Source organism: Nostoc edaphicum CCNP1411 (assembly GCF_014023275.1).
Classification (GTDB): domain Bacteria; phylum Cyanobacteriota; class Cyanobacteriia; order Cyanobacteriales; family Nostocaceae; genus Nostoc; species Nostoc edaphicum_A.
On the sequence record NZ_CP054698.1, the window covers coordinates 7,483,976 to 7,506,193 of the forward strand.

18 protein-coding genes are annotated in these 22,218 nt (G+C 38.4%); 10 read left to right on the top strand and 8 right to left on the bottom strand.

Going from position 1 to position 22,218, the window contains the following annotated elements; genetic code table 11:
* The first annotated feature begins 199 nt into the window (after nucleotides 1-199).
* Together HUN01_RS33815 and HUN01_RS33820 are read left to right on the top strand one after the other, a co-directional pair.
* The gene (locus HUN01_RS33815; protein ID WP_181932934.1) at nucleotides 200-1,081 is read left to right on the top strand and encodes a 4-hydroxybenzoate solanesyltransferase; all 882 of its coding nucleotides are present in this window, start codon (nucleotides 200-202) and stop codon (nucleotides 1,079-1,081) included.
* 35 nt (nucleotides 1,082-1,116) lie between these two features.
* Nucleotides 1,117-1,896, top strand: a complete 780-nt coding sequence (locus HUN01_RS33820; protein ID WP_238845897.1) for a DsbA family protein — start codon at nucleotides 1,117-1,119, stop codon at nucleotides 1,894-1,896.
* Nucleotides 1,897-2,294: 398 nt separating this feature from the next.
* Here HUN01_RS33820 and HUN01_RS33825 read toward each other — a convergent pair whose 3' ends face one another.
* The 8 genes from HUN01_RS33825 to HUN01_RS33860 form a co-directional block, all read right to left on the bottom strand.
* Nucleotides 2,295-2,738, bottom strand: coding sequence for an acyl-CoA thioesterase (locus HUN01_RS33825; protein ID WP_181929822.1), 444 nt, complete (start codon nucleotides 2,736-2,738; stop codon nucleotides 2,295-2,297).
* A gap of 111 nt (nucleotides 2,739-2,849) precedes the next feature.
* A complete protein-coding gene (locus HUN01_RS33830) occupies nucleotides 2,850-3,239 on the bottom strand; it encodes a tautomerase family protein (RefSeq protein ID WP_181929823.1) in 390 nt (129 codons plus the stop codon).
* Between the two features lie 4 nt (nucleotides 3,240-3,243).
* Complete coding sequence (locus HUN01_RS33835) at nucleotides 3,244-3,831, bottom strand: TetR/AcrR family transcriptional regulator (protein WP_181929824.1); 588 nt, start codon at nucleotides 3,829-3,831, stop codon at nucleotides 3,244-3,246.
* A 598-nt stretch (nucleotides 3,832-4,429) separates the two neighbouring features.
* A complete protein-coding gene (locus HUN01_RS33840; protein ID WP_181929825.1) occupies nucleotides 4,430-7,330 on the bottom strand; it encodes an ATP-binding protein in 2,901 nt (966 codons plus the stop codon).
* An 80-nt stretch (nucleotides 7,331-7,410) separates the two neighbouring features.
* Complete coding sequence (locus tag HUN01_RS33845; protein ID WP_181929826.1) at nucleotides 7,411-10,044, bottom strand: DUF1156 domain-containing protein; 2,634 nt, start codon at nucleotides 10,042-10,044, stop codon at nucleotides 7,411-7,413.
* A 24-nt stretch (nucleotides 10,045-10,068) separates the two neighbouring features.
* Nucleotides 10,069-10,275: a DUF1156 domain-containing protein gene (locus HUN01_RS33850; protein WP_181929827.1), complete on the bottom strand. Its 207-nt coding sequence runs from the start codon at nucleotides 10,273-10,275 to the stop codon at nucleotides 10,069-10,071.
* Between the two features lie 72 nt (nucleotides 10,276-10,347).
* On the bottom strand, nucleotides 10,348-10,812 hold the full coding sequence (locus tag HUN01_RS33855) for a protein NO VEIN domain-containing protein (protein WP_181929828.1): 465 nt from the start codon (nucleotides 10,810-10,812) through the stop codon (nucleotides 10,348-10,350).
* A 111-nt stretch (nucleotides 10,813-10,923) separates the two neighbouring features.
* Entirely contained in the window at nucleotides 10,924-13,962 is a 3,039-nt protein-coding gene (locus HUN01_RS33860) for a DEAD/DEAH box helicase (RefSeq protein ID WP_181929829.1), read from the bottom strand.
* A 232-nt stretch (nucleotides 13,963-14,194) separates the two neighbouring features.
* Here HUN01_RS33860 and HUN01_RS33865 point away from each other — a divergent pair, with 232 nt between their 5' ends.
* The 8 genes from HUN01_RS33865 (at nucleotide 14,195) to HUN01_RS33900 (ending at nucleotide 22,218) form a co-directional block, all read left to right on the top strand.
* Complete coding sequence (locus HUN01_RS33865; protein ID WP_203219516.1) at nucleotides 14,195-14,527, top strand: hypothetical protein; 333 nt, start codon at nucleotides 14,195-14,197, stop codon at nucleotides 14,525-14,527.
* Between the two features lie 119 nt (nucleotides 14,528-14,646).
* Nucleotides 14,647-14,958, top strand: coding sequence for a hypothetical protein (locus HUN01_RS33870; RefSeq protein ID WP_181929830.1), 312 nt, complete (start codon nucleotides 14,647-14,649; stop codon nucleotides 14,956-14,958).
* Nucleotides 14,951-15,235: a helix-turn-helix domain-containing protein gene (locus tag HUN01_RS33875; protein WP_181929831.1), complete on the top strand. Its 285-nt coding sequence runs from the start codon at nucleotides 14,951-14,953 to the stop codon at nucleotides 15,233-15,235. Before HUN01_RS33870 ends, HUN01_RS33875 begins: the two co-directional genes overlap by 8 nt.
* A gap of 105 nt (nucleotides 15,236-15,340) precedes the next feature.
* Nucleotides 15,341-16,642 carry a hypothetical protein gene (locus HUN01_RS33880; protein WP_181929832.1) on the top strand — a complete coding sequence of 434 codons (1,302 nt, stop codon included), beginning with the start codon at nucleotides 15,341-15,343 and terminating at the stop codon, nucleotides 16,640-16,642.
* 907 nt (nucleotides 16,643-17,549) lie between these two features.
* Nucleotides 17,550-18,209 (top strand): hypothetical protein, encoded by a 660-nt coding sequence (locus HUN01_RS33885; RefSeq protein ID WP_181929833.1) that lies wholly within the window; start codon nucleotides 17,550-17,552, stop codon nucleotides 18,207-18,209.
* Between the two features lie 23 nt (nucleotides 18,210-18,232).
* Nucleotides 18,233-18,415, top strand: coding sequence for a hypothetical protein (locus HUN01_RS33890; protein ID WP_181929834.1), 183 nt, complete (start codon nucleotides 18,233-18,235; stop codon nucleotides 18,413-18,415).
* Nucleotides 18,416-18,436: 21 nt separating this feature from the next.
* Complete coding sequence (locus HUN01_RS33895; protein WP_181929835.1) at nucleotides 18,437-21,112, top strand: DDE-type integrase/transposase/recombinase; 2,676 nt, start codon at nucleotides 18,437-18,439, stop codon at nucleotides 21,110-21,112.
* Nucleotides 21,112-22,218 carry an ATP-binding protein gene (locus tag HUN01_RS33900; RefSeq protein WP_238845899.1) on the top strand — a complete coding sequence of 369 codons (1,107 nt, stop codon included), beginning with the start codon at nucleotides 21,112-21,114 and terminating at the stop codon, nucleotides 22,216-22,218. Before HUN01_RS33895 ends, HUN01_RS33900 begins: the two co-directional genes overlap by 1 nt.

Below are 22,218 nucleotides of genomic sequence, written 5' to 3' on the forward strand. Positions count from 1 at the left end.
AAGTTGCCACTTGAGGTTATGTTTTTACAAATAACAAATAACGTTATTCTATAGATGTAAAGATGTGTGAATTAAAGAATAGGGCATGGGAAATCGGGCATGGAGAATGGGAAATAGGAGCAAGGTGAGAAATAACTAATGCCCAATGCCCAATGCCCAGTACCCAGTACCCAGTACCCAATCCCCAGTATCCAATTCTATGCTAACGACACCAGAACGCCCCCAGGAACCAGTTTGGCTTACAATTATCCGGCTTTTGCGATGGCATAAACCAGAAGGACGGTTAATTTTAATGATTCCTGCCCTTTGGGCTGTATTTTTGGCAGCTGCGGGGAAACCGCCTTTACCTCTGGTTGGTGTGATTATATTGGGTACTCTGGCCACGAGTGCGACTGGGTGCGTAGTCAATGATTTGTGGGATCGAGATATTGATCCAGAAGTGGAGAGAACACGCGATCGCCCCCTCGCTTCTCGCGCCTTGTCTGTAAAAGTTGGGATTGTAGTTGCGATCGTCTCGCTAGCATGTGCAGCAGTCCTGGCTTTTTATCTTAATCCCTTGAGTTTCTGGTTATGTGTGGCAGCAGTGCCAGTAATTCTGCTTTATCCAGGCGCAAAGCGGGTGTTTCCTGTGCCGCAACTGGTACTTTCCATTGCTTGGGGTTTTGGCGTGTTGATTAGCTGGAGTGCAGTCACACAAACCATCTCCCAACCAACTTGGTTACTTTGGGGCGCGACTGTACTGTGGACATTGGGATTTGATACAGTTTACGCCATGAGCGACAAGGAAGACGATCGCCGCATTGGTGTTAATTCTAGCGCTCTATTTTTTGGAAATTATGCCCCTGTTGCTATTGGAATTTTCTTTGCTGGCACAATCTTGTTATTGGCTTGGTTAGGCATAGTCATAAATCTGCACTTAGCCTTCTGGATTAGCCTTGCAGTTGCTACTATCGGATGGGTTTGGCAGTCTCTACGATTAACAAAGCAAGATTTACCTAACCGTGTTTATGGTGAGATGTTCCGGCAAAATGTGTGGATTGGTTTTATTTTACTTGCTGGGATGATTGCTGGATATTTTTAACAAGTAATGTATAGAATCCCCTTAAAGAAGTATTTATGAGTTTTTGTATGGGTAGATTCTTTGATTGCTTTAGTCCATTACTTCAGTATCTACGTACTTGGGCAGCAATAGGTTTATTCTGTTTGCTTATCACCTGGTCATTTCCTGCACAAGCTACCAGCACCGTTGATTCAAAGTTAGAACAGCAAGTGTTACAAATTATTCGAGAACATCCAGAGGTAATAATTGAATCTGTTCAAGCCTATCAGCAGCAACAACAACAGAAAATCAAACAAGTAAGGCAAGCATTTGTACAGGATTTCAAAACGAATCCCAAAATAGTAATTGGTGAGTCTCCCACCACAGGTTCAACTCAATCAAAAACTGTGCTGATAGAATTTTCAGATTTTCAATGTCCCTATTGTGCAGAGGCGCATAAAACCTTGAAAAATTTGTTAGCAAAGTATCCAGATAATCTAAGATTAGTTTACAAGAATTTACCGCTGACTTCAATTCATGCTGAAGCATTGCCCGCTGCGACAGCGGCTTGGGCTGCACATCAACAGGGTAAGTTTTGGGAATATTATGATGCCCTATTTACTAATCAAAAACAACTGGGTGAAGCGTTATATTTAGATATTGCTAAAAACCTAAATCTGGATTTGGGTAAATTTAAACGTGACTTGACTCTTGCCACTCCCGCAATTGATAAAGATATCCAGCTAGCTGAAAAATTGGCTGTTTCTGGCACACCTTTCTTTGTAATTAATAGTCCAACTTTTTCAGGAGTGGTGCAGCTAGCAGACATCAAAAATATATTGGCTGATGCTAAGTAAGGTGATGTATCTAAAAACGGATTTACGTTGCTTTGATGATAGCTAGTACCCAGCAATAAGCTTGATAAACCTATAATGTGTGACTATTGTATCTCCATAAGAACTGTTTAGATAGATACCTCCTTATTTAACAATAATGTGCATCTTTAGTTAGAGGTTTAGTGCATCAGTAAACTGTTGTACTTGAAGCAAGTGTAAGGAGTAGCTATATGAGGAGTAACGAAGAGAAATTTTTCTTACTCCTCATGTTCTTAAAGATAGCTTTCGGCAACTTTTGCAAGACGCTCGACAAACTCTTTTTCTTTGATTTTTATTCAAAAGAAAATTAAAGCATTTACCCACAAAAAAACCGAACAGTCTGTAATAACTCAAAAAAATATCAAAGGTATTTCTAATTGTTAAATTTTCTGAAACCCTTGTTTACACTGTAAATATTTATTCTGTAATTCTTCTGGAATAGGAATCAGACGATTATTTTGCAAACTGACAAAACCACCCTTCTGACTAGCCACTGCTGCTAACTCATTGTTAGATAAAATTTCAGCTTGCACAGTCCACTTCAAGCGTCCTAAATTACTCAGCCATAAACGTCCAATCACTTGATCCATAATCTTTATCGGACGTTTATATTCAATTTCAGTTCCAGCTAGAATCGGTGTATATCCTTGCTCAATTTGTTGATTGATTTGCCAATGTTCATCTAAAAACTTTAAACGTAAATCCTCTAGCCATCTGATATACACAATATTACTGACGATTCCCATAAAATCAATGTCGTATGTTTTTACAGGAATTGCTAATACTACTTCTAATGGTCTGTGTAAGTTGTTATTTACTAGCATTATTTCTCCCAATTTTTTTAAGCCCGATCGGTCTGTAAAAGCGTAAAATAATTCTATCCTTTAAGCGTTGGTAAATATTAATTATCTAATAACCCATTGACCATAATAGTTTCAAACTTCTATTTTGTAGTTTAAATTTAACTCGTCACCGGGTAAACCTCTAATTCCCCAGTTATGTTTGGGCGTTTCAAAAATTGTGATTTCAATATCGTACACAGGAATATTCAACTTTTCATTAATATTTTTAATCAGCAGGCGAATCAACTGTTTTTTTGTTTCCATCGAGCGCCCGTCAAACATGCTAATTTCGATAATCAGATAATTATCTGATCTATCAGATGGATAGTAAAAATCTGATTTATCCAGTGGAAAAAAACGGTGAAATCTTTTTTCAGGGGTAAGCTGTAAAACTTCAATGATAGAGGTATGGATTATATTTGATAGTTCACTTTTAACAAGATTTAATTTATCTGCTAAACCATATACCTTGATTTGTACCATAAATTTAAAGGTGAGTTTCCAAGTACTGATTCAGGTGATTAATTACCCTGTGCATGTGAATAGAATCTCCATAAAGCTTGCTCATCATTATGGCTCCTTCTAGTGTTGCAATTATGATCGTAGCGATTTCATCAGCACTGACTTGCGGGCGAATTTCACCCTTTTCAATTCCAGTTTCAATAATTCGACGAATCAGATGCAGCCAAGAGTTCATCGCTTGTTGAGCACGTTCTCGCAACGCTGGATAAGCATCATCACTCTCCACAGCAGTATTCAGCAGTGGACACCCTCCCTTGATAGGTGGATTTTCTGCGAAGCTACTAAATATCCCAATGATTGCTTGCAGGCGTTCTACTGCGTGGCGTTTGCTTCGTAATGCAAATCTAGTATGCTGTTTGATGCGAGCGATCGCAAAATCAAAAGCCTGTAGTGCCAGATCATCTTTGCTTTGGAAGTGATTGTAAATTCCTCCTTTTTGCAATCCAGTAACACGCATGATGTCTGACATCGATGAGCCTGCATAACCCTGTTGGTTAAACAATTCAGCTGCTTGGTGGAGAATTCTGCTTTTTGTTTCTTCGCCTTTGGACATTAGAGCAATTTTTGGAGGGGAGAATTTATTTAATTGAAAATTGCTATAAATAAAATATTACCGACCGAATGGACTGATTGAAACTAGCATAATATTTGCTTGTAAGTCAATCTTTTTTTGCCCTGAGTGATGAACTAGGCATTATTCTAAAATCTCCTTTCAGAAGATGGCATAAAATGGCATACTTTACTGAAGGATATGTTAATTAATTGTGACTTCAACCATAAGTTTGCCGCCGTTTCAAGCATAACTTTGCCACGGCTATGATTAGAACACTGATTCTTGCGTAACCGTGTTCATACATAAAATTCCACTTTTAAAGCATAACTTTGCCGTAATTATATTTTTAAAGTTTTAGCTTGCCGTAATTTCCTAATTTATCATTAATCCAGTAGGTATTTTGAAAACTCACTTCACGTAATTAAGCAACCTGTAATTAACATTACGCTCTGATTTGATTTATACCAAGCTAAATAGCAGTAGTAAGAATACTACCTAAGTTGGACTTGCCACCCTGGAAATAATATAAATGGCTCAAAAATTCAAGTGGAAGACTCCAAAAGACAGGATTGTTAAAAAGCTGCGATCGTTAAATACCCTACTCCAAACGTGTAGACGCTCGAATATCCATTTCATCTAATGGCTCCTCAATGGCATTACGTATCCAATTGAGGTCAAAACTATCCTGCGTGTGAGCTTGTACCTCAATTGTGATAGTCATCCCCTCAGCTTTATCAGATAAAGCTTGTAACACTTCAAACAATTGAAATATCTTTGCCTTATCAGTAGAAGATGTCAGCTTGTAATAACGTGCAGGTTTTTTCCCATTAACAATATCAAGCAACACAGTTCGCTCAATACTACTCGCGTCTGATTTATACTCTACAGTTTGTTTTTCTTCAGCAACTCTTCTCTTTGTAGTGCTACCAGAGTCACCCGAACCATAAATTAGTTTAACAGTATTATCTTCTTCCGCATCCTTTATTATCGTCTCCACTATTTCTGGAGATTTCACAGTACGCAACTTATTAACCAAGCTGGGGGATAAAAGATAACCGGCTAGGTCTAACTCATCGGCGGGTATGACTTTCTCAAAACTGATTAAATTGGAATTATCTACTACAGGGATTTCACCACTAATAGTCATTGATGGTACATAACCAATTAAACCTTGTTCAATGGCTTTGAGAATAGATTTTTTAATTCCTTCTACCCCTAACATTTTGGGTAAAGTAGGGAAGCGGAAAAAATAACTCACTAATTCCTCCCCAGCTATATATTCCTTATCTGGATTTTCTAACCCAGATAAGCTAACTAACTTACTAGCAGTAGTAGTTTCAAAAACATAATTCTTTAAAGCATCTAATACCCGTTCTTGCAAATTCTGACTGGTATTGAGTTGAGATTGTAAATCAACACTTTCCAACCTCACAGGTTTTTCACCGCTAGTATCTGGGAGAGGCAGTAAAATATATTCATACAGACGACGCACGGCAGCGACAATCTCACTTGTAGCATCCTTAGCTTTGCTAGTAAGTTCATTCAATTCTTCTAATTCTTCCGAAGAACCCTTTTTCTTATTCTTTTTTTCAATTAGTTCAGATATCGCTAAAGCAGTTCTTGCGCCTTCCCGTGCCTTATCCATTTGTGCTTTATTGGGAACTACAAAAGCAAGTGCATTTTTAAATTCCCGTTTATCATTACCGCGATTCTCTAACCAATTTAAGGCATCTACCAAAACTAAATCCTTACTCTTATCTGCCCAACTTGGCTCTAGGTAAACAATACTAAACTGCTTAACTTTATCTGGAATAGCGGCAGCATCTTTAGGCCAGACAACTTTACCTCGGATGTTAGGCAAAGTTTTATTTAGTTCCTCCTGAATTTTCTGCAATACTTCATCGCTACTCACCTTGCCTTCTTCATCAGCAATTAACTTATTCAAATTTGCTTTGGTTTCAAAGCGATACCGTTGACCAACATAGTGTAGATGAAGTAATTCTTCCCGCAAATCACTTAAAGCAGCAGTAATTGTCGTCCTGTCTAATCCTGGTGCAAGGCAGGCAGAGGTAATTTCTTGTTCTAAAACCCCTTTATCTCCTCCTCTTGTACCAAACGAATACATTAAAATGGCAGAAGATAGACGAGTACCTACCTTTAAATGGGACAATGCCGGAGCATCAGCAGCAATGCGATTATCTACTGTTTTAACCTTAGCCTTCCGTCCAGTTAAATCAGAAATTAATACAGAACTGTAAGCATCTCTTGCCCCAACTTGCGAAAAGAAAGCATTTTTCACAATGTCATTATCAAACGGAATACTTCCTGGAGTAATTAGCCAAGAATTATCTTTTGCTTCCCACAAAGCATAAGTGGCGGCAGCAAGAAATTGTAATGCACCGCGAGTCCGTTGATAACTGGGCAGAGTTCCCCAGCGATAATACATTAAATCAATTAAATCAGGATGGAAAGGATAACTAACTAAAATTCTGTCTGCTAATAAATCAGCTTGTTGTTGAATTTCTTGTTTTTCACGATTAGTATCAGCATAACTTTCACGCAACCTGCGGAATAATTCTGCTTGTTGTCTAGCTACTTCTTGAATAATTGCCGTATCGCCAATATTGCTAAATAACCGTCTCTGGATTACCTGCATCACTTCATCGCCAGAGACAGGTTCTTTTTTAGCATCAATGCGACTAACCAATTTATCTAAGGCACTGAGTAACCCTTCATTACCAAAAGATTCAGCGACACTAGCTTGCAGAGAATATACTAAAACAGTTTTGGGTAATTCTCTCACAATTTCAGTGAGTTTTTGGATAAAAATGAGAACTTGGCGACCAAAGTTAGAATCTCCTACTTGTACCGCCATTGCACTTTCTACAAACACCAGTAATTCATCTATAAGGATGAGGTTAGGTGTATCGCCAAGTATCTTTCTCCAAACCTCATTACCGGGAGCAACCTTTTGTTGGTCTTCTGTGGCTAATAAAGAGTAAGCCTGATGTCCACCTAATTGCCATGCCAAATATCCCCAAGGGGTAAAAATAGGTGGACTATCATCAATTTCTATTCCTTTGATAGCACCCGCTTCAAAGCCAATAAAATGGGCTACACGGACATCACCAGGATTTGGTAATTCATCTAATTGGGTGATACTTTGTAAGTCGCTGCGATTTTTAGTGATGTGATAAAGACTGATAAGGGAGTGAGTTTTACCACCACCAAAAGGTGTGCGAAGTTGTAATACTCTATCACCTGCATCTCCCCTTAGACTTTTAAGGACATCTGTTAGGAGTTTTTTCAGGGCTGTAGTCAAGTAAGTAGCATTGAAAAAATCACGAGCATTTCGGTAGACTGGGGGACAATTAGGATCTTGGCGTACTACCAAACTCAAACTAGCTGCATAAGTAGCATTATCTAAGTTCCCACTGAGAATATCGGAGTGGGGAGTGACAACTTGTGTCCAAGGTTTGAGTTGGTAAGCACTGCTCATAAATTTTAGTGACTAGATGGCGTGTCAGTATTAGCTTGTTCTGATTCTAACTTTGTACACCTATTGAACCCTCAACAAATCTACTTAGCTTGAGTAAATAAATTCTCTTCAACTACTCGTTTCCAAGAAGCCAATAAAGTATCTATTTGCTGTTGTTCTTTTGTCCGGTGTCCATTGACAAACTGTGTAGCACCTGCTTCTGGTGTTAACGCACGTCCTCCTAAAGCTTGGGCGACGAGTCGCAGTTGGGTAGCATCCGGTTGGGCTAAAGTTATAAAGTTATTAATTTCTTGGGGTTTATTTTCTTGCAACCACAGGAGACGATGCAGAATATCAATTAATGTTGGTGCTATGCCAATAGCTTGGGGTTTAACATTAAATTCTTGTTGTTTTTCGGTTTTTTGGATTCCTAAATCTGCATCTGCACCACGTTCTGTATAGTCTCGTAATTGCACTTGATTTTTAGTCTTCTTCACCAGATAAAGTTTGCCATCTGTTAACCCAGCAGCACCGTCAAGTTCTACACCTACTCCTCGTGCTAAGGTGTTAGCTTCGTCAAATTCCACTATAGATTCCCCATATTCGTAGCGTCCCAGTATGTAATATTGGGTGGGTTTATCGACGGCGGAAATTCCTTTTTTATCACACTTCAGGACTTCGGTGAGAATTTCTTCTAATACTTCTTTTTGTACTTCGTTTAGGAATGAATTAGCGTCTAATTCGTCGCCATTGGGCAGTTCTACCCGGTCATATTGGGTGTAGGCGCGTAGTCCCGCACCGATGCAAGCAATTACTAAATCAGCACCAGAAACACCTTCTGCCATCAGGGTTTTTACACGGCTTTGGACAATTTTTGATAATTCTGGACGGACATCCATTGCATAGTCGCCAATTTTGGTATCTGTGCGTTTGCGAGAAACTAGGAAGATGCTAGATGCTAATGCTGCGGAATTTTGACCACGTAATCTTGATGACATTTCTGTGTCAAGTGGCCATGCTTCTGTAATAGTAAATCTTGCCCGTCTGAGAGAATCAATCAATGTTGACCAACCTGATGTAGTTTTATGGGCATAAACTACAACCATCATGCCGTTTGGTTTCAGCACTCTATTTGCTTCACAAAATGCTTTGTGCATCATTTCTTCATAGAATTGTGCTGCTTTTTTCTTATCCCCTCCATGTCTAGAAGGTTCCATAATAGCTTCGTTTTTCTTGGGAGTGAGTTGACTAGAAAAATGTTCTGGATAAAGATGTCCAATTGAACGTTTAAGCCAGACATAAAAGAAGTCAGATAAATCAGCGTATGGGACAGAATCAAAATATGGAGGGTCGGTAATTACTGCGTCTAATGATTCTGATTCAACAGAGATTGATGTTGCAGAACTGCGTTGCAAAATTCCAGGTTTACTATATTCTTGTGATTCCCGTCTGATAAATTGCAAAATCCAATCTAGCGCACCTTTAGCATTGCCTGAAGCATTACCTAATGGATTTATTTCTGCAAAATCCCAGACCATTGGTAAGGCTTGACGTGAAAATGTATTACTCATTTTCTCTCCAGTATTATGCCAATGAGTAATTGAACTATTATAATCAGCTAACCTATCACACATTACGCTTAAATAAGTGCTTATCGCTTTTGCTAACTCTTCTTCATTACCTTGCTGCAAAATCTCATAATGCGCTAACTTCACCCACTTTACAAACGTCATCATTGATAGTAATTGACGAAACGTAAATAATTTTTCAAATTTATCTAAACCGTATAATGGAGCATTAAAAACACCAGACCAAACTTTTACAGGTTCATCTGGGGTGCTAACTCCTATTTCTTCCACTAATGTTTGTAGACGATTTTTAATAACTATTTCATCAGGAATATACTTCTCATAAGCTGTACCGCTTAGATATGTTTTACCTTGCTCTCCTAAAGTAGTGCAAACAATAGCCATTAATTGATGACCGATCTTTCCTGCTTTCCCCTGCTCTTGAATATATGGTTTAGTTGGAATAGTAGTTCCACAATGACGACAAGTAGAATTACCACGAGAACTACCAGCCGCAGGGTCAAAACCTAACCCTTTTTCCGTCGCAGCTTCCACCACTTCAAACTCAACCCGCTTTGTCTCATAATTTGGAATCACTTTGAGCGCCACATACTTTTTCGCCTTCTTACACAACCAAGTCTGACGCACTAAAGGAACCTCCGCACCACAAGCAGGATTAGGACATTTCACAGTGCGCGTCCATAAATATGCAACTGGAGTTAAAGTTTGTGCAAGACTTAGTTGCTTTACTTTTGGATGTTGCAGTAACTCTAATTGCTGAGGTTCTTCTTGCAGAACTTCTCCGACTTTAATAGCAGGATATAAGTCACCAATTTCTTCCCGCACTTTTTCAATTACCCAATTTCCCCATTTCTCTACTTCATCTGCTAATTGTTTCCCGTATTTCTGGGGATAAACTAGCGTACAAAGCTCAATAATATGAGCCACTGGATTAAGTTCAACAGCGTAGGTTTCACAACCCAAACGTAATGCTTCTAAAGGAATTGCCCCTCCACCAGAAAACATATCTAAAACTTTTGGTGGCGGTACTTGATTTAATGGTGTGTCTGCTGGTAAATTTAACCGTTCTCGTTGTGCTTCTAATATCTGCCTTTTAGCTTTAGCAATAGTTGCTTCTCCAGCTTCCCATTTGCACAATTCAATCATGGACTTCCTTAAAGCTGTGCGCTTTTAGGGAGTTTCTGGTGCAGCAATTAACGAAGCAAAAACCGCCGCCCTAGCTGCTACCAATGGCCTTCTTGCCCACCATAAATGTAGTGTAGAAATATGACCCTTTCTAATAGATTTTTCTCGTGCAGATTCAACAGATATTTCCTTGATGGGAATGAAGTCTTCAATCAGGCGACGATCTAGAGATATTATTTTGACTGAGTTCATTTATGTATAATCGCTTATTGCGATTTATACCTTGGCTCAGATGTTGATTAATGTCAACAATTAAATATTAAGTTAAACAATTTTGCTGTATAATGCCTCAGCCCCCACGACATACCGGGTTACTTGCTTAATTTCCTTGGCATCACCAGCGAACACCTTAGCCGGATTTTGTATCGTTAACAATTGCGGATTTTCACTTGTACATCCCCAGACTACATACAGCCAATACGAATCACCTAACTGCTGTGCCTTCCGCCATTCATTCACAGTCAACGCAACTTCTTGATTGTGCTGCGCCCTGCCCTTCACCTCAATGCGCTGCACAGATGCAATTCCCGTCACTTCATCAACTGGCCCCACACTGCGAATATCAAAACCACTACCATCATGTTTTTGACTTACATCCTCTGGTTCCCATCCGCGTTGTCGTTCATAGTCCATCACATACTGCATCGCAAAAGCTTCCACTTCTGGGTCATTCCGCATCCCCGGATATTTGGACACCTCCACAGTTGCAGGATATCCCTCTTCTGTCACTTTCCGGGAAAGTGATCGCTAGAAGCCTCATGAGGCAATCAATACAAGCTATACTATTAGAAAAAAATAGGACTTGTATTTGTTATTAGAAAATAATCGCGCAATCGCTTGTTATACAAAAGCTCTAGATTTTAGAAAAGGCAAATGTTTTCGGAGAGTGACAGAAGAGGGATATACTAAGGCGCTTCCCAAATATGCCACACGTCCAGGACGAATAATTTTTAAATAGTCCAGTTCACCTTGTTTATTCTTATAACGTTCTTGCAAATTTCGTACCTTATTCTGAGCATTATCCCTTGTCACGCGGTAGGTTTCATCCCCTCCTGCAACCTTCGCTGCTAATTTCATTTGAGTGCGTTGAGCCTCTGCGATGGTGCTTTCCATCGCTTTCTGTAAATAATCTTGGCGGATTTCTAACTCCCGTTGACGTTGCGCCCTTTCTAAATCCATTAAAGAACGCTGCACTTTTACTTTTAACCAGCTTTCCACCTTTTGTTGTTCCTGGGGGGTGGGGGGATAAATCACCAAATCTGGAGATAACTGGGTAGGAGCTAAATCATGGAGGCAGTCTGGTGAAATTAGTACCAGTTCTCCTGTAGATTTTTCAGCAACAGCACATAACCGAGCTTTGAGAACTGTATCTTTACCTTTTCGTCCCATACCCGCCACCTGCACTTCAAAAAAGTGAATGCGGTAGGGTTGTTGAGCATCAGCATCAAGAAATATGGCAGACTGTTGGGATACTCTTTCCCATAATTGGGAATCTAAGCGTTCAACAATAGCAGCGAATAAAGAATGTCCTGGTGATAATAAATCTGCATCTTGATGTACTGGTTGTGCCAAATGCTCTTTATAAAAAGTCAGTTTGAGATATTCTTTATCTGCAATCCCATATTTGCGTACTGACTCCAAATTATTAGAACGAAATTCCTCTTTGACATAACTTACTCGCCATAAACCATCAGCCCGATTATCTAAATTCACGCGCATAAAGTCACAGGCACGTTTAAAGAATTCCTCTACATAGCGGGGCATTAAACGCTGTTCTTCAGAAACGTAATCTTGCGTTTGGGTGCGACGAATTTGGGATAAATCTACATGAGAAGTTGCTAAAGCCACACCTGTAGCTTGTTCAAGAGATTCTAATTTTTTCGGGTCGAGACGTTCAATTTGCTCTAAAACTTCATCTTCACTGGCTTTCGTATAAGTTGCTTCTCTAACCAATTCCTCAAACCGGATATCATTTAATTGCAGTAATTGACCAATAACATCAAAAACCCTGTCCCCCATTGCCTTGCGGATTTCTTCTAACTTAGCCAGCAACTTTTCTAATACTCTACCTTCTACCGTATTTTCCGCCACGAAGTTAAAAACATAAACATCATGCGTTTGACCAATCCGGTGAATTCTGCCCATGCGTTGCTCTAAGCGATTGGGGTTCCAGGGAAGATCATAATTAATCATTAATCGACAGAACTGTAAATTTATTCCTTCACCTGCGGCTTCTGTTGCTAGACAAATTTGTTTACTTAATTGAAAATCTCTTTGAGCAGCTTTTCTGGCTAAAATATTCATTCCCCCATGAATTTCACAGGTACTATATCCCCATGCAGTTAAATTCTTTTTCAGATATTCCAGCGTATCCCTGTGTTCCGTAAAGATTAACAATCTACCACTACCATCTTTGATTTCATTAAATCTTGCTTCTTCCAGACTTTCCTTAAGACGATTTAACTTAGTCTCAGTACCAACATCAATCACCTGCTGGGTAAGCTTGACTAACCTTTCTAACTCCCGTAACTCTTCTTGGAGTTGGTCTACTTGCTCTGCTACTGTAGACTCAATGGCTAGTTCTTCTAAGTGGTCTTCTTCGCAATCATCACTTTCCAACTCTGGATCAACTATTTTACCTAAATTAATTAATCGCTGTTTTTGCTCTTGATGTGGTAGTTTATTTAATTCTTCTACTAAATCTGCAAAGCGGCGCTTACGTCTGTCCAAAGAACTATAAATGGCATTTAAACTACTAGCCAAACGTCTCTGCAAGACTGTCCTAGCTAATGCTACTGCGGCCTGTTTTCTGCCTTTAGTCTTACCTAAATATTTGTTAATATATTTTGTGATTTCCTCATACAGATGATGTTCAGCAGTAGATAAAGTAAATGGTACTGTAATTGCGAATCGCTCCTTAAATAATTTTCGCCCCTGAAAATCCTTCAACTCTTCTTTAATGCGACGTAAAAACCAAGGACTATCATTTAAACTTAGTAACTGCGGATTAAGTTCATCAGAAATAAATTGTTCTGGGTCAAGTAAACGTAAGAAGTTATGAAAATGACTAACATCGCCTTGGTGAGGAGTAGCCGTTAATAGTAATATTCTTTCAGTAATTTTGGATAACTCTTCTGCTAATTTATAGCGTCCAGTCCGGCGTAAATCATCGCCTTGGGTACGAGCAGAACATTTATGTGCCTCATCAATAATTACTAAATCCCAATCTACTTGCAATATACCAGGGGCAACATCATCGCGTTTCGCAAAGTCAATAGAAGCAATACACTGCCGAAATCTTTCCCAAGGATTACCTGCTAACTGATTTTTGGCCAGTGTCGAATTAATAACCTCAAAAATTTCAGAAAATTTACTGCGTAATTCATCCTGCCATTGAATTGTTAATGGTGCTGGTGCAAGAATTAAAATGCGCTCAATGGCATTTCGCAGTTTGAGTTCTTTTAACAACAACCCCGCCATAATTGTTTTACCTGCTCCTGGATCATCAGCGAGGAGAAACCGTAACCTTACCTGGGGCAAAATACGTTCGTAAACTGCTTCTAGCTGATGGGGGAGAGGACGGACACCGCTAAGACTCACAGCAAAGTGTGGATCGTAAGCGAATGCGGTTTTTATTCGTACTGACTCAATAAAAAGAAAAAATGCATTAGCGTCAACGGTGGCAACTGATTTCTGCTCTTGTGAGGTGAGTATTTCCTCAATCTCAAAATTACTCAAAATAGCTTCACGCAATTCCCCTTCCTGAGTACGAACCGTCAACAACAATGTGTCGTCAACAACATCAAACCGCTCGACAGTTACAGCACCAGTAAACTGTCCTGGAATTTGAATCCGTTTTCCAATCAGTTGCTCTACCATTAGCTATCTCCATCCAGTGTAGATTTTCTTGGCATTATTGCTTGGATCTACTATCTGCCAATTTTGCTAAGAGAGAGTGATTATTATCACAAAGCAGCAACTATATTTTTATACCTTAGAAAGACAAAACAAATAAGATGCTGTTCTGTTTGTGATTTATTTTTCAAACAAAGCCAACATTTGCCAAGATATGATTGCCTCATTCACTTGCCATTTGGCAATTAGGAAGGCTATGGGTATTGCTTCAAAAATTCCAACTCAGAGACACTGGGATGTATTGAATTCATATCTACAACCCTTAAAAGATTATCCAATGGAACTCGACGAGTTTCTGAGACATTGGGATGTGTCACGAGAAGAACTGGCTTTTATCTGTGACTGTTCGTTAACAACCGTTAATCATTGGTTTTCCCAAGGTGTTGACCAGAGAATACCAAGCGAGAAACATAAACAGCGCCTAGCATTGGCACACCACATCTGGACAGCAATCCAAACTGAACCAGAGTACTTACAAAAGCTCCGGGATGTGTATTACCAAAAGCGACGCAGAAATCCTGCTAAATAGGTACTTGCCAAATGGCAAGTTTTTATTGCCACAGTGGCAAGGGAAAACTTTAATATTATTTATCAGAATTCTTCTTAATTTTTACCGTTGTTGGTCAACTTGCACCCAAAAAGATTACTATGCCTGATCTGTTTTCCCAAATTCCACCAGTAACGATGCCAGAGGTTATTCCCAGCGAATTGCCTCAGCAGAGATTTCATCTCGGTGAATGGGTGCGATGGTTTCAAGTACCCAACGGTGACTATGGTCGCGTTATCGGAGTCATATACACCCAACAAGCCAGTTGCATTGCCACTGGCTTACATTACTTGGTTCTTTTAGATGAGCGCAGCCCCTCTCGTAAAATTTGCACCTGCGACTTCGCTTTCGAGGATGATATCGAACCTTTAGATAATGCATCCTTGGAAGGGCTTCAGGGCAATCATGTCTAAAGCTCAACAACATCAGCAATTGCTAGAATTGCACAACCAAATGTTCATGTCCCCCCAAGATTTTAGCTATCGTTGGGGATTGGGTTACGAAGAATTAGCAAAAATCTGTGCCATCTCTAAATCTACGGCTTATCACTGGTTGGGTGGACAAGCCAGCCGCCGAGAAGCTGGATTACCTTATCAGAGAATTATGGCTGTGGCTGATTTTCTTTTCACCAACGCCGAAGTAATTAATCCTCTGTTGGAGCAGTGGCATAATCCTCAACACCCGAATTAATTCTTCAGTTTTTGCAAATTGACAAAACTTTTCTTCATCACCTTGACTGACATAAAAAATAGGTAGTAGGGTGCAATTTATCGTCACCAGCCTACCCACTGTTCCATGAACCGCTCCACCAATGATTCCTATTACTTGCCCTCCAGTATTGAATTGACACAAAGCCATGTCCTGATTCATCGCATGGCAATCCCTCTCAAAAATGCCATCAGCTACTTACAGCAATTTCCCCAGTCAGAATACGAGGATATTTGCCGGGATGCTTTTGAGTTAGGATTTCTTTGCTTGCAAACTGCTCAAACTCGTCATGGCAACGAATTAATTAAGCAGCAGATGGAATCCTTGTTGGTGGAGTTTCAGCAGGCAGTCAAGGTAATTGCAGAGTCTTTCCAGCAGGAATTAATTAATCAAGTAGGGACAGATAATGGTCAATTATTAGCTCCACTCCAAACTCAAATTAATCTGACTTCAGCCATTCTCACTGAAAAACTCAATAGCGTCAGCACTTTGCTCGCACAAGAAATTGACCCCGCCAGAGAAACTTCTGTTGTTGGCCGCTTTCTCTCTTCATTACGTCAACTATTAGATGCTAAACGCTCTGATTCCATTCAAGGCGCATTTAAAGCAGCATTAATAAATGCCACTAAGGAAAATGGTACTCTGGCTGCGGCAGTTAAAGATGTGGTTTCTGAGTCTGTGAAACCATTAACCGAACAAGTGGAAAAACTGACCAGGGAAATTCGAGATCAACAGGTGACACAACAAGTACTTGAACAGACAACTGCAAAAGGCATCAACTATGAAGAGTTAGTAGTTGTCGAACTACGAAATTGGTCAAAGTTGAGTGGAGTAGAGGTGGAGCATATAGGTCGTGATGGAGACACTGGCGATATTCTCCTAAAGTTCACCAGTAAATCGTTAGCTGTAATTGAACTGTCAATAGTGATTGAAGCTAGAAAACGGCCCTCAAAACCTTTTGGTCGCCAAGCAATCACTCAACATTTACAGTCAGCAATGGTGCGGCGTTCTGCAAATTCGGCAATATTTTTAAGTTATTCGCGTGAGGGATTAGCACAGGAAATCGGCGATTGGGCAGAGGGAGTTTCTGAGTCAGGTTATTGGATCGCCACAACTCATCCATTTTTAATCATTGCTATTCGCTTTTTGGTGATCCAGCAAAGGTTAAATAAATTGCGTACTTTTGAATCACAACTGGATGTAACTGCTGTTGAACAACAGATTCAGCAGATTCGCACAGCTTTGAGACGTATCAGAACTATTAAAAAATCCCTAGCAGAAGTCAGTAAGAGTGTAAGTACTATTCAGACTGAGGCAGATGCTTTGAACGCAGATATACAATCAGCATTAAAATCAATTGAACAAACACTGAGTATAAAATTAAATTAATCTAAGTTAATAGACTGTAACAATCCTAATACTTAAGACAGGAAAATAATGCAACTTTTCTGATAGTACATCAAATTGAGATTGCTCAAATGCTTATTGAATAAGTATCTGATGTCAGTAGTGTGAATTTAAATTATTTATTACCTTTTGCAACACATAACTATTGTTTTTTGTCAATCGTTCTATATTTAATATTTGGTAGAAAAATTATTTTATTGAGGTAAATATTTTCAATGTTGAAGAATGCACAATTTAGAAAATTTCATTCGGATGCTTCATGATGTTATATTATTATCAATAATGATATCAAAATATAATGAATTATATAAATATAAGTTATGCAAAGCTTATCTAGCAATGGTTACAGCTTTGTCAACTATTAACTAATATAGGCTATTGTGTTGATTGTATTAATTGAAAGTATATTACAAACTGGGTGTATTATTTCACGCTCAAATGATACCCGTAGAATAGAATTATTTTTACCAAAAAATTTAATTAAATTCAGTAATATTTCTAATTTTAAATAAAGGATAGCTGTTCTAATTTGTTATTAATCTAAATAAATAGAGGAATATCTTGATGCCTAAATATTTTCAAACAAACTCTTACATAGTAGACAGATGTTGTATGGATATTTGTATAGTTGATAATAATGGTAATTTTGTACGTCCTTGGCTCACAGTAGCGATAAATCCTGTTTGTCGCCGTATTATGTCGTGTCGTATTAGTTTAAAACCACTTGAAAAATAAAAATTGGCTAAAGAAGAAGCAAGCTAATGTGTATTTTATTTACATAATTTCAGCCTTGATAACAATGAGTCAAGACCTTTAAGCCTACCATCGGCTAGTTAAAACCTTCTAACTATTAATCAAAACTGACAAAATATATTTTAAGGAAGTGGGTATGTTTTCTCAAACTGATGAAAGAAATTATTTGCCAGTTGTAGAGTATAGCAATTCTTGTTGGCTTGTCCATTGTTATTTACTAGATATAATGCTTACTGATACAAATGGTTTACTTATTGGCCGTCCCTATTTAATTTCAGTTATAGATATCTACTCTGAATGCTACATGGGCTTCCATTTAAGTTTAAAGCCGCCAAAGGCTCGAACAGTACTTCAAGCATTACATCATGCAATCTTACCGAAATATTATGATTTTCAATATAATTTATCTCATGATTGGATAACTTACGGTATCCCTCAAGCTTTATATACTGATCGCAGCAATATTATGATGCAGTATTATTTTCAGGAAAAAATTCATAAGTTAGAAATTTTTTTAATTCACTATCAACCTACTTCTTGGCAACTAAATTTGTATGAGATAAATCAAAATAGTTTTTTAGTTTTTATAAAAGACTACTTTAATTCAATTGGAAATAAAGCACATAGAAATTGCCTTAACCTTGATATGGTTGAAAAATTGTTAGTACGTTATATCGTTGATAACTACAATCAGGAAATAAATAATTCTTTGTCAGGCATAACACGGCAAGACAAGTGGCAAACAGGTTTAAAATCTGCTCCTCAAATCATTCAAAAAGATAAATTAGAAATCTGACACAATTTGTATAGATAGGAAAAATGTTTACTGAAGATGAGCTTAAACAGTGGTTTATAAGTCTAAAACTTGAAGAGAGTACTAAAACAGTAATAGAGCAGATTCGCACTTCAGAGCCTTTACGAAGAGTCGGTGGTGGAGGAAGAAATGTTAGTGGAAACTACTCTAGCATAAAAATGGGTATAGGACTAGTATTTGATTTATGAAAAAATCTAAGTATATGTAGGGTGTGTTACGGCTTCCGTAACGCACCAAAATCTTCGGATGGTGCGTTAGCCTACGGCATAACACACCCTACTCAAATATTTTCAGAAATCAAATATGATTCCTATAGGACAATTCAATTCGAGTCGCATACTGTTGAGCTTAGGGCTATTGAATTGTTCTACGAGTATGACGACGATGTTATAGAATACTGGGATCAAGCTTTTCAATTTACTTTAAAGTTTGCATCTGCTAATGGGAAGAATGGCACTTATAGACATATTCCAGATTTTCTAGTTATACGTCAAAACTCAGTTAGCTTTGAAGAGTGGAAGCCAGAAAAAACTTTAGAAAAACTCGTAGTTAAACAGCCCAATCGATACTGCCGAGGAGAAAATGGACAGTGGCATAGTCCGCCAGCTGAAGAATATGCACAAAAACTTGGTTTGTATTATCGGCTTCGTTCAGATATCGAGATTGATAATATTAAATACCGAAACATTCAGTATTTAAAAGGCTATCTGAATAAAAACTATGTAGTTAACCAAGAAATCGCTGATACAGTAATTACAATTGTCGCCTCAAATCCAGGCATAACTTTTGTTCAACTACGTCAAAAAGCAAGTAATGCAACTATTGATGATATTAATGCATTAATTGCAACACAAAATATATATATAGACCTTTCTTCTTCTCCTTTAATGGAGCAAGAGCGAGTCTATATATTTAGAGATAAAGTAACGGCTGAATCTTATGCTATAGCAATTAGTTCGCGTTCTAACAAAGTTACAGATAGCTTACAGATAATTGATTTCCAAGTAGGCATATCAATTATTTGGGATGGTAACAGTTACACTATTCATGAAGTTGGAGAAGCAAAAATTTGGTTAAGGGGGGAAAATGGTCTACTTTGGCTAACTCATACTGAATTTCACAAGCTAGTTGAGGCACAGGAAATTAAAGGACTACCTTCATTGCCAGAACCTAGTATTTCGTCAGAAGGTTGGCAACACTTTTTAAAAGCAAGTCCTACAGCTTTGGAAAAGGCTAACGAACGCTACCAGCTAATAGTGCCTCACTTATATGGAGAAGATCCAGAAGAAGCAACTAAATCTGAACGAACCATTCGATATTGGAAGGCTAACTTTAAAAAAGCTAAGGATAAATATGGATGCGGTTTGATTGGGCTTATTGACCAAAGGAAGGGAAACAGCACTCCAAGATACTCAGATCAGATATGGGAATTTATTGACAAAATTATTGAAGACAACTACGAAACTTTCAAACAGAAAAACGTCTGGGCGGTTTACGAGCAGTTGAAAGATCAGTGGAAAGAAAAGGGAATAATTGAACCTCTTCCTAGCCACACAACTTTTTACGAAAGAGTAAAACAGGGATCAGGCTACTACCGAACCAAGAAACGGCTTGGTTCTCGTGCTGCTAACCAGAAGTTAGCTCCATTATTATTATATTCTTCTACACCGCGTCACGGTGATCGTCCCTTAGAAATTGTGCATATTGACCACACTCTACTTGATATAGAAGCAGTGTGTTTATACACAGGTATTAATCTTGGTAGACCTTGGATAACAGCGATGTTAGATGCTTACTCTCGACGCACTCTAGCAGCCTACCTTACTTTTGATCACCCCAGTTATCGTTCTTGTATGATGGTGCTGCGAATTTGTGTTCAACGCTTCGGACGGTTCCCGGAAACCATTGTAGTTGATAACGGCAAAGAATTTAAGAGCGTTTATTTTGATACCCTTTTGGCTAGGTTTGAATGTACCAAAAAACATCGACCACCAAATATGCCTAAGTTTAGTTCTATTGTTGAGCGTTGGTTTGGTTCTAGCAATAAACAATTTATCAACGAGTTAAGAGGTAATACCCAAGTTACAAAGCATGTCCGTCTAGTTAATAAAGCTAATAATCCTAAAAACCTAGCTGTTTGGACTCTTGATGAGTTATATGACTATTTTATTAATGGCTATTGTTATGGTGCTTACGACCGAAAAGAACATCCAGCATTAGAAGGTTTTTCTCCGTATGATAGCTTTCATGCTGGACTTGCACATAGTGGCTCTCGCGCTCATCAAAAAATAATTTATGATGATCAGTTCCGAATTTTAACTCTACCTTCAACGCTTAAAGGGACAGCAAAAGTCCAACCAAGTACAGGGGTAAGAATTAATCAGCAAGACTACTGGTCTATAGATGATTCATTTCTAAGACCCGATATTGAGGGTCAACAAGTACCTGTACGCTACGATCCATTTGACTATGGGACAGCCTATGCCTATGTTCATGGGCATTGGGTTCGCTGTATTTCTAACCACTACAATAAATTTCAGGGTCACTCACAGCGTGAAATAATGGTTGCTACTGAAATATTAAGACAAAAAAAACACCTTTTTAAACAAAAAGCTACATCTAAACCTGGAGAAATTGCCCAACTTCTAAAAAATGCAGACCAATACGAGGAACTAAAGCTTCAAAGCCAGCGAGATTTAGCAGCGAAAGATGTTCGTAACCTAATTGAAAATAAGTCAAGTACTCAAACTTTTTCCCCTGAAAAAACTAAATTAGAAATTCCAGCTAATTTACTCGATGAAGGCTCTAATAATACAGAAATATCCCTGAATAATGATGTTGAATTAAACAAGATTACCCCTTACGCTAATGAGGATTTATGGTAATGCTAGAACAACGTTTTTTTGATTTGGAACTTTTAAAAAAACCATCATTAGAAAAATTAGCATACTTCAAAGGTATAACTGTTCCTCATAGAAACCTCAAGGAAGTCTTGAACGAACTTAAGGCAAATATCCTTGAACCTGCTGACACATCAATATTTTTTGTGTTTGGCGTAACAGGTATTGGTAAGTCTACTCTAATAAAGCGGCTTCAAAAAATACTATTGGAGAATTTATTAGAAGATTTACTATCCAATCCTGGTCAAATTGGTGTTGCACGTGTAGAGGCAAGTTCATCATCACAAGGGAAATTTAACCACTTAGATTACTATATACAAGTTTTAGAAGCACTAAATGAGGTATTGATTAACTACAAAGTTGACTATGGTATTTCTGAGACTGAAAGTGATGGTTCAAAATCGCTTGTTCCAGCTGTAATTAAGAACACTTCTACTTTACGCCGTGCTATGGAAAAGGTATTTATCAACCGCAAGTTGAGAGTTTTTATAGTAGATGAAGCTCAACACTTATTTGCAACGGCAGGCGGACACCAGTTACTTAATCAAATGAATTGGATTAAATCGATTGCTAACTTTACAAAAACGATACACATTTTGGTTGGCACTTATGAACTACTAAACTGTTCTACTATAAGTGGACAGATAGGCAGGCGTAGTCAGGACATCCATATTGCTCGTTACCACCAACTTCTTCAGGAAGACGTTATCGAATATAGCACGGTAATACAGACTTTGCAGCGTCACTTACCATTGCTAGAAGAGCCACAGCTTGAAACGCACTGCGAGTATCTTCTTCAGTACTCTATTGGCTGTGTGGGAATGCTTAAAAGTTGGTTAGTTCGTGCCTTACGTATTTCTCTTGAGGAAAATGCTACAACTCTGACATTAAAGCATCTTAAAAAGGCTGAATTCTCTGCTTCACGACGAAAACAAATCCTTCAGGAAGCAGAAGCAGGCGAAAAGCGTTTACAAGATGATGAGTCAGATTCTCCTACTAGCTTGCAAAAACAGCAGAATACTAATCCAAAATCACAAAGTCAAGGTGTAGGGAATCGAAAGTCAAAGCGAGATTTAGTAGGGGGAAATTAG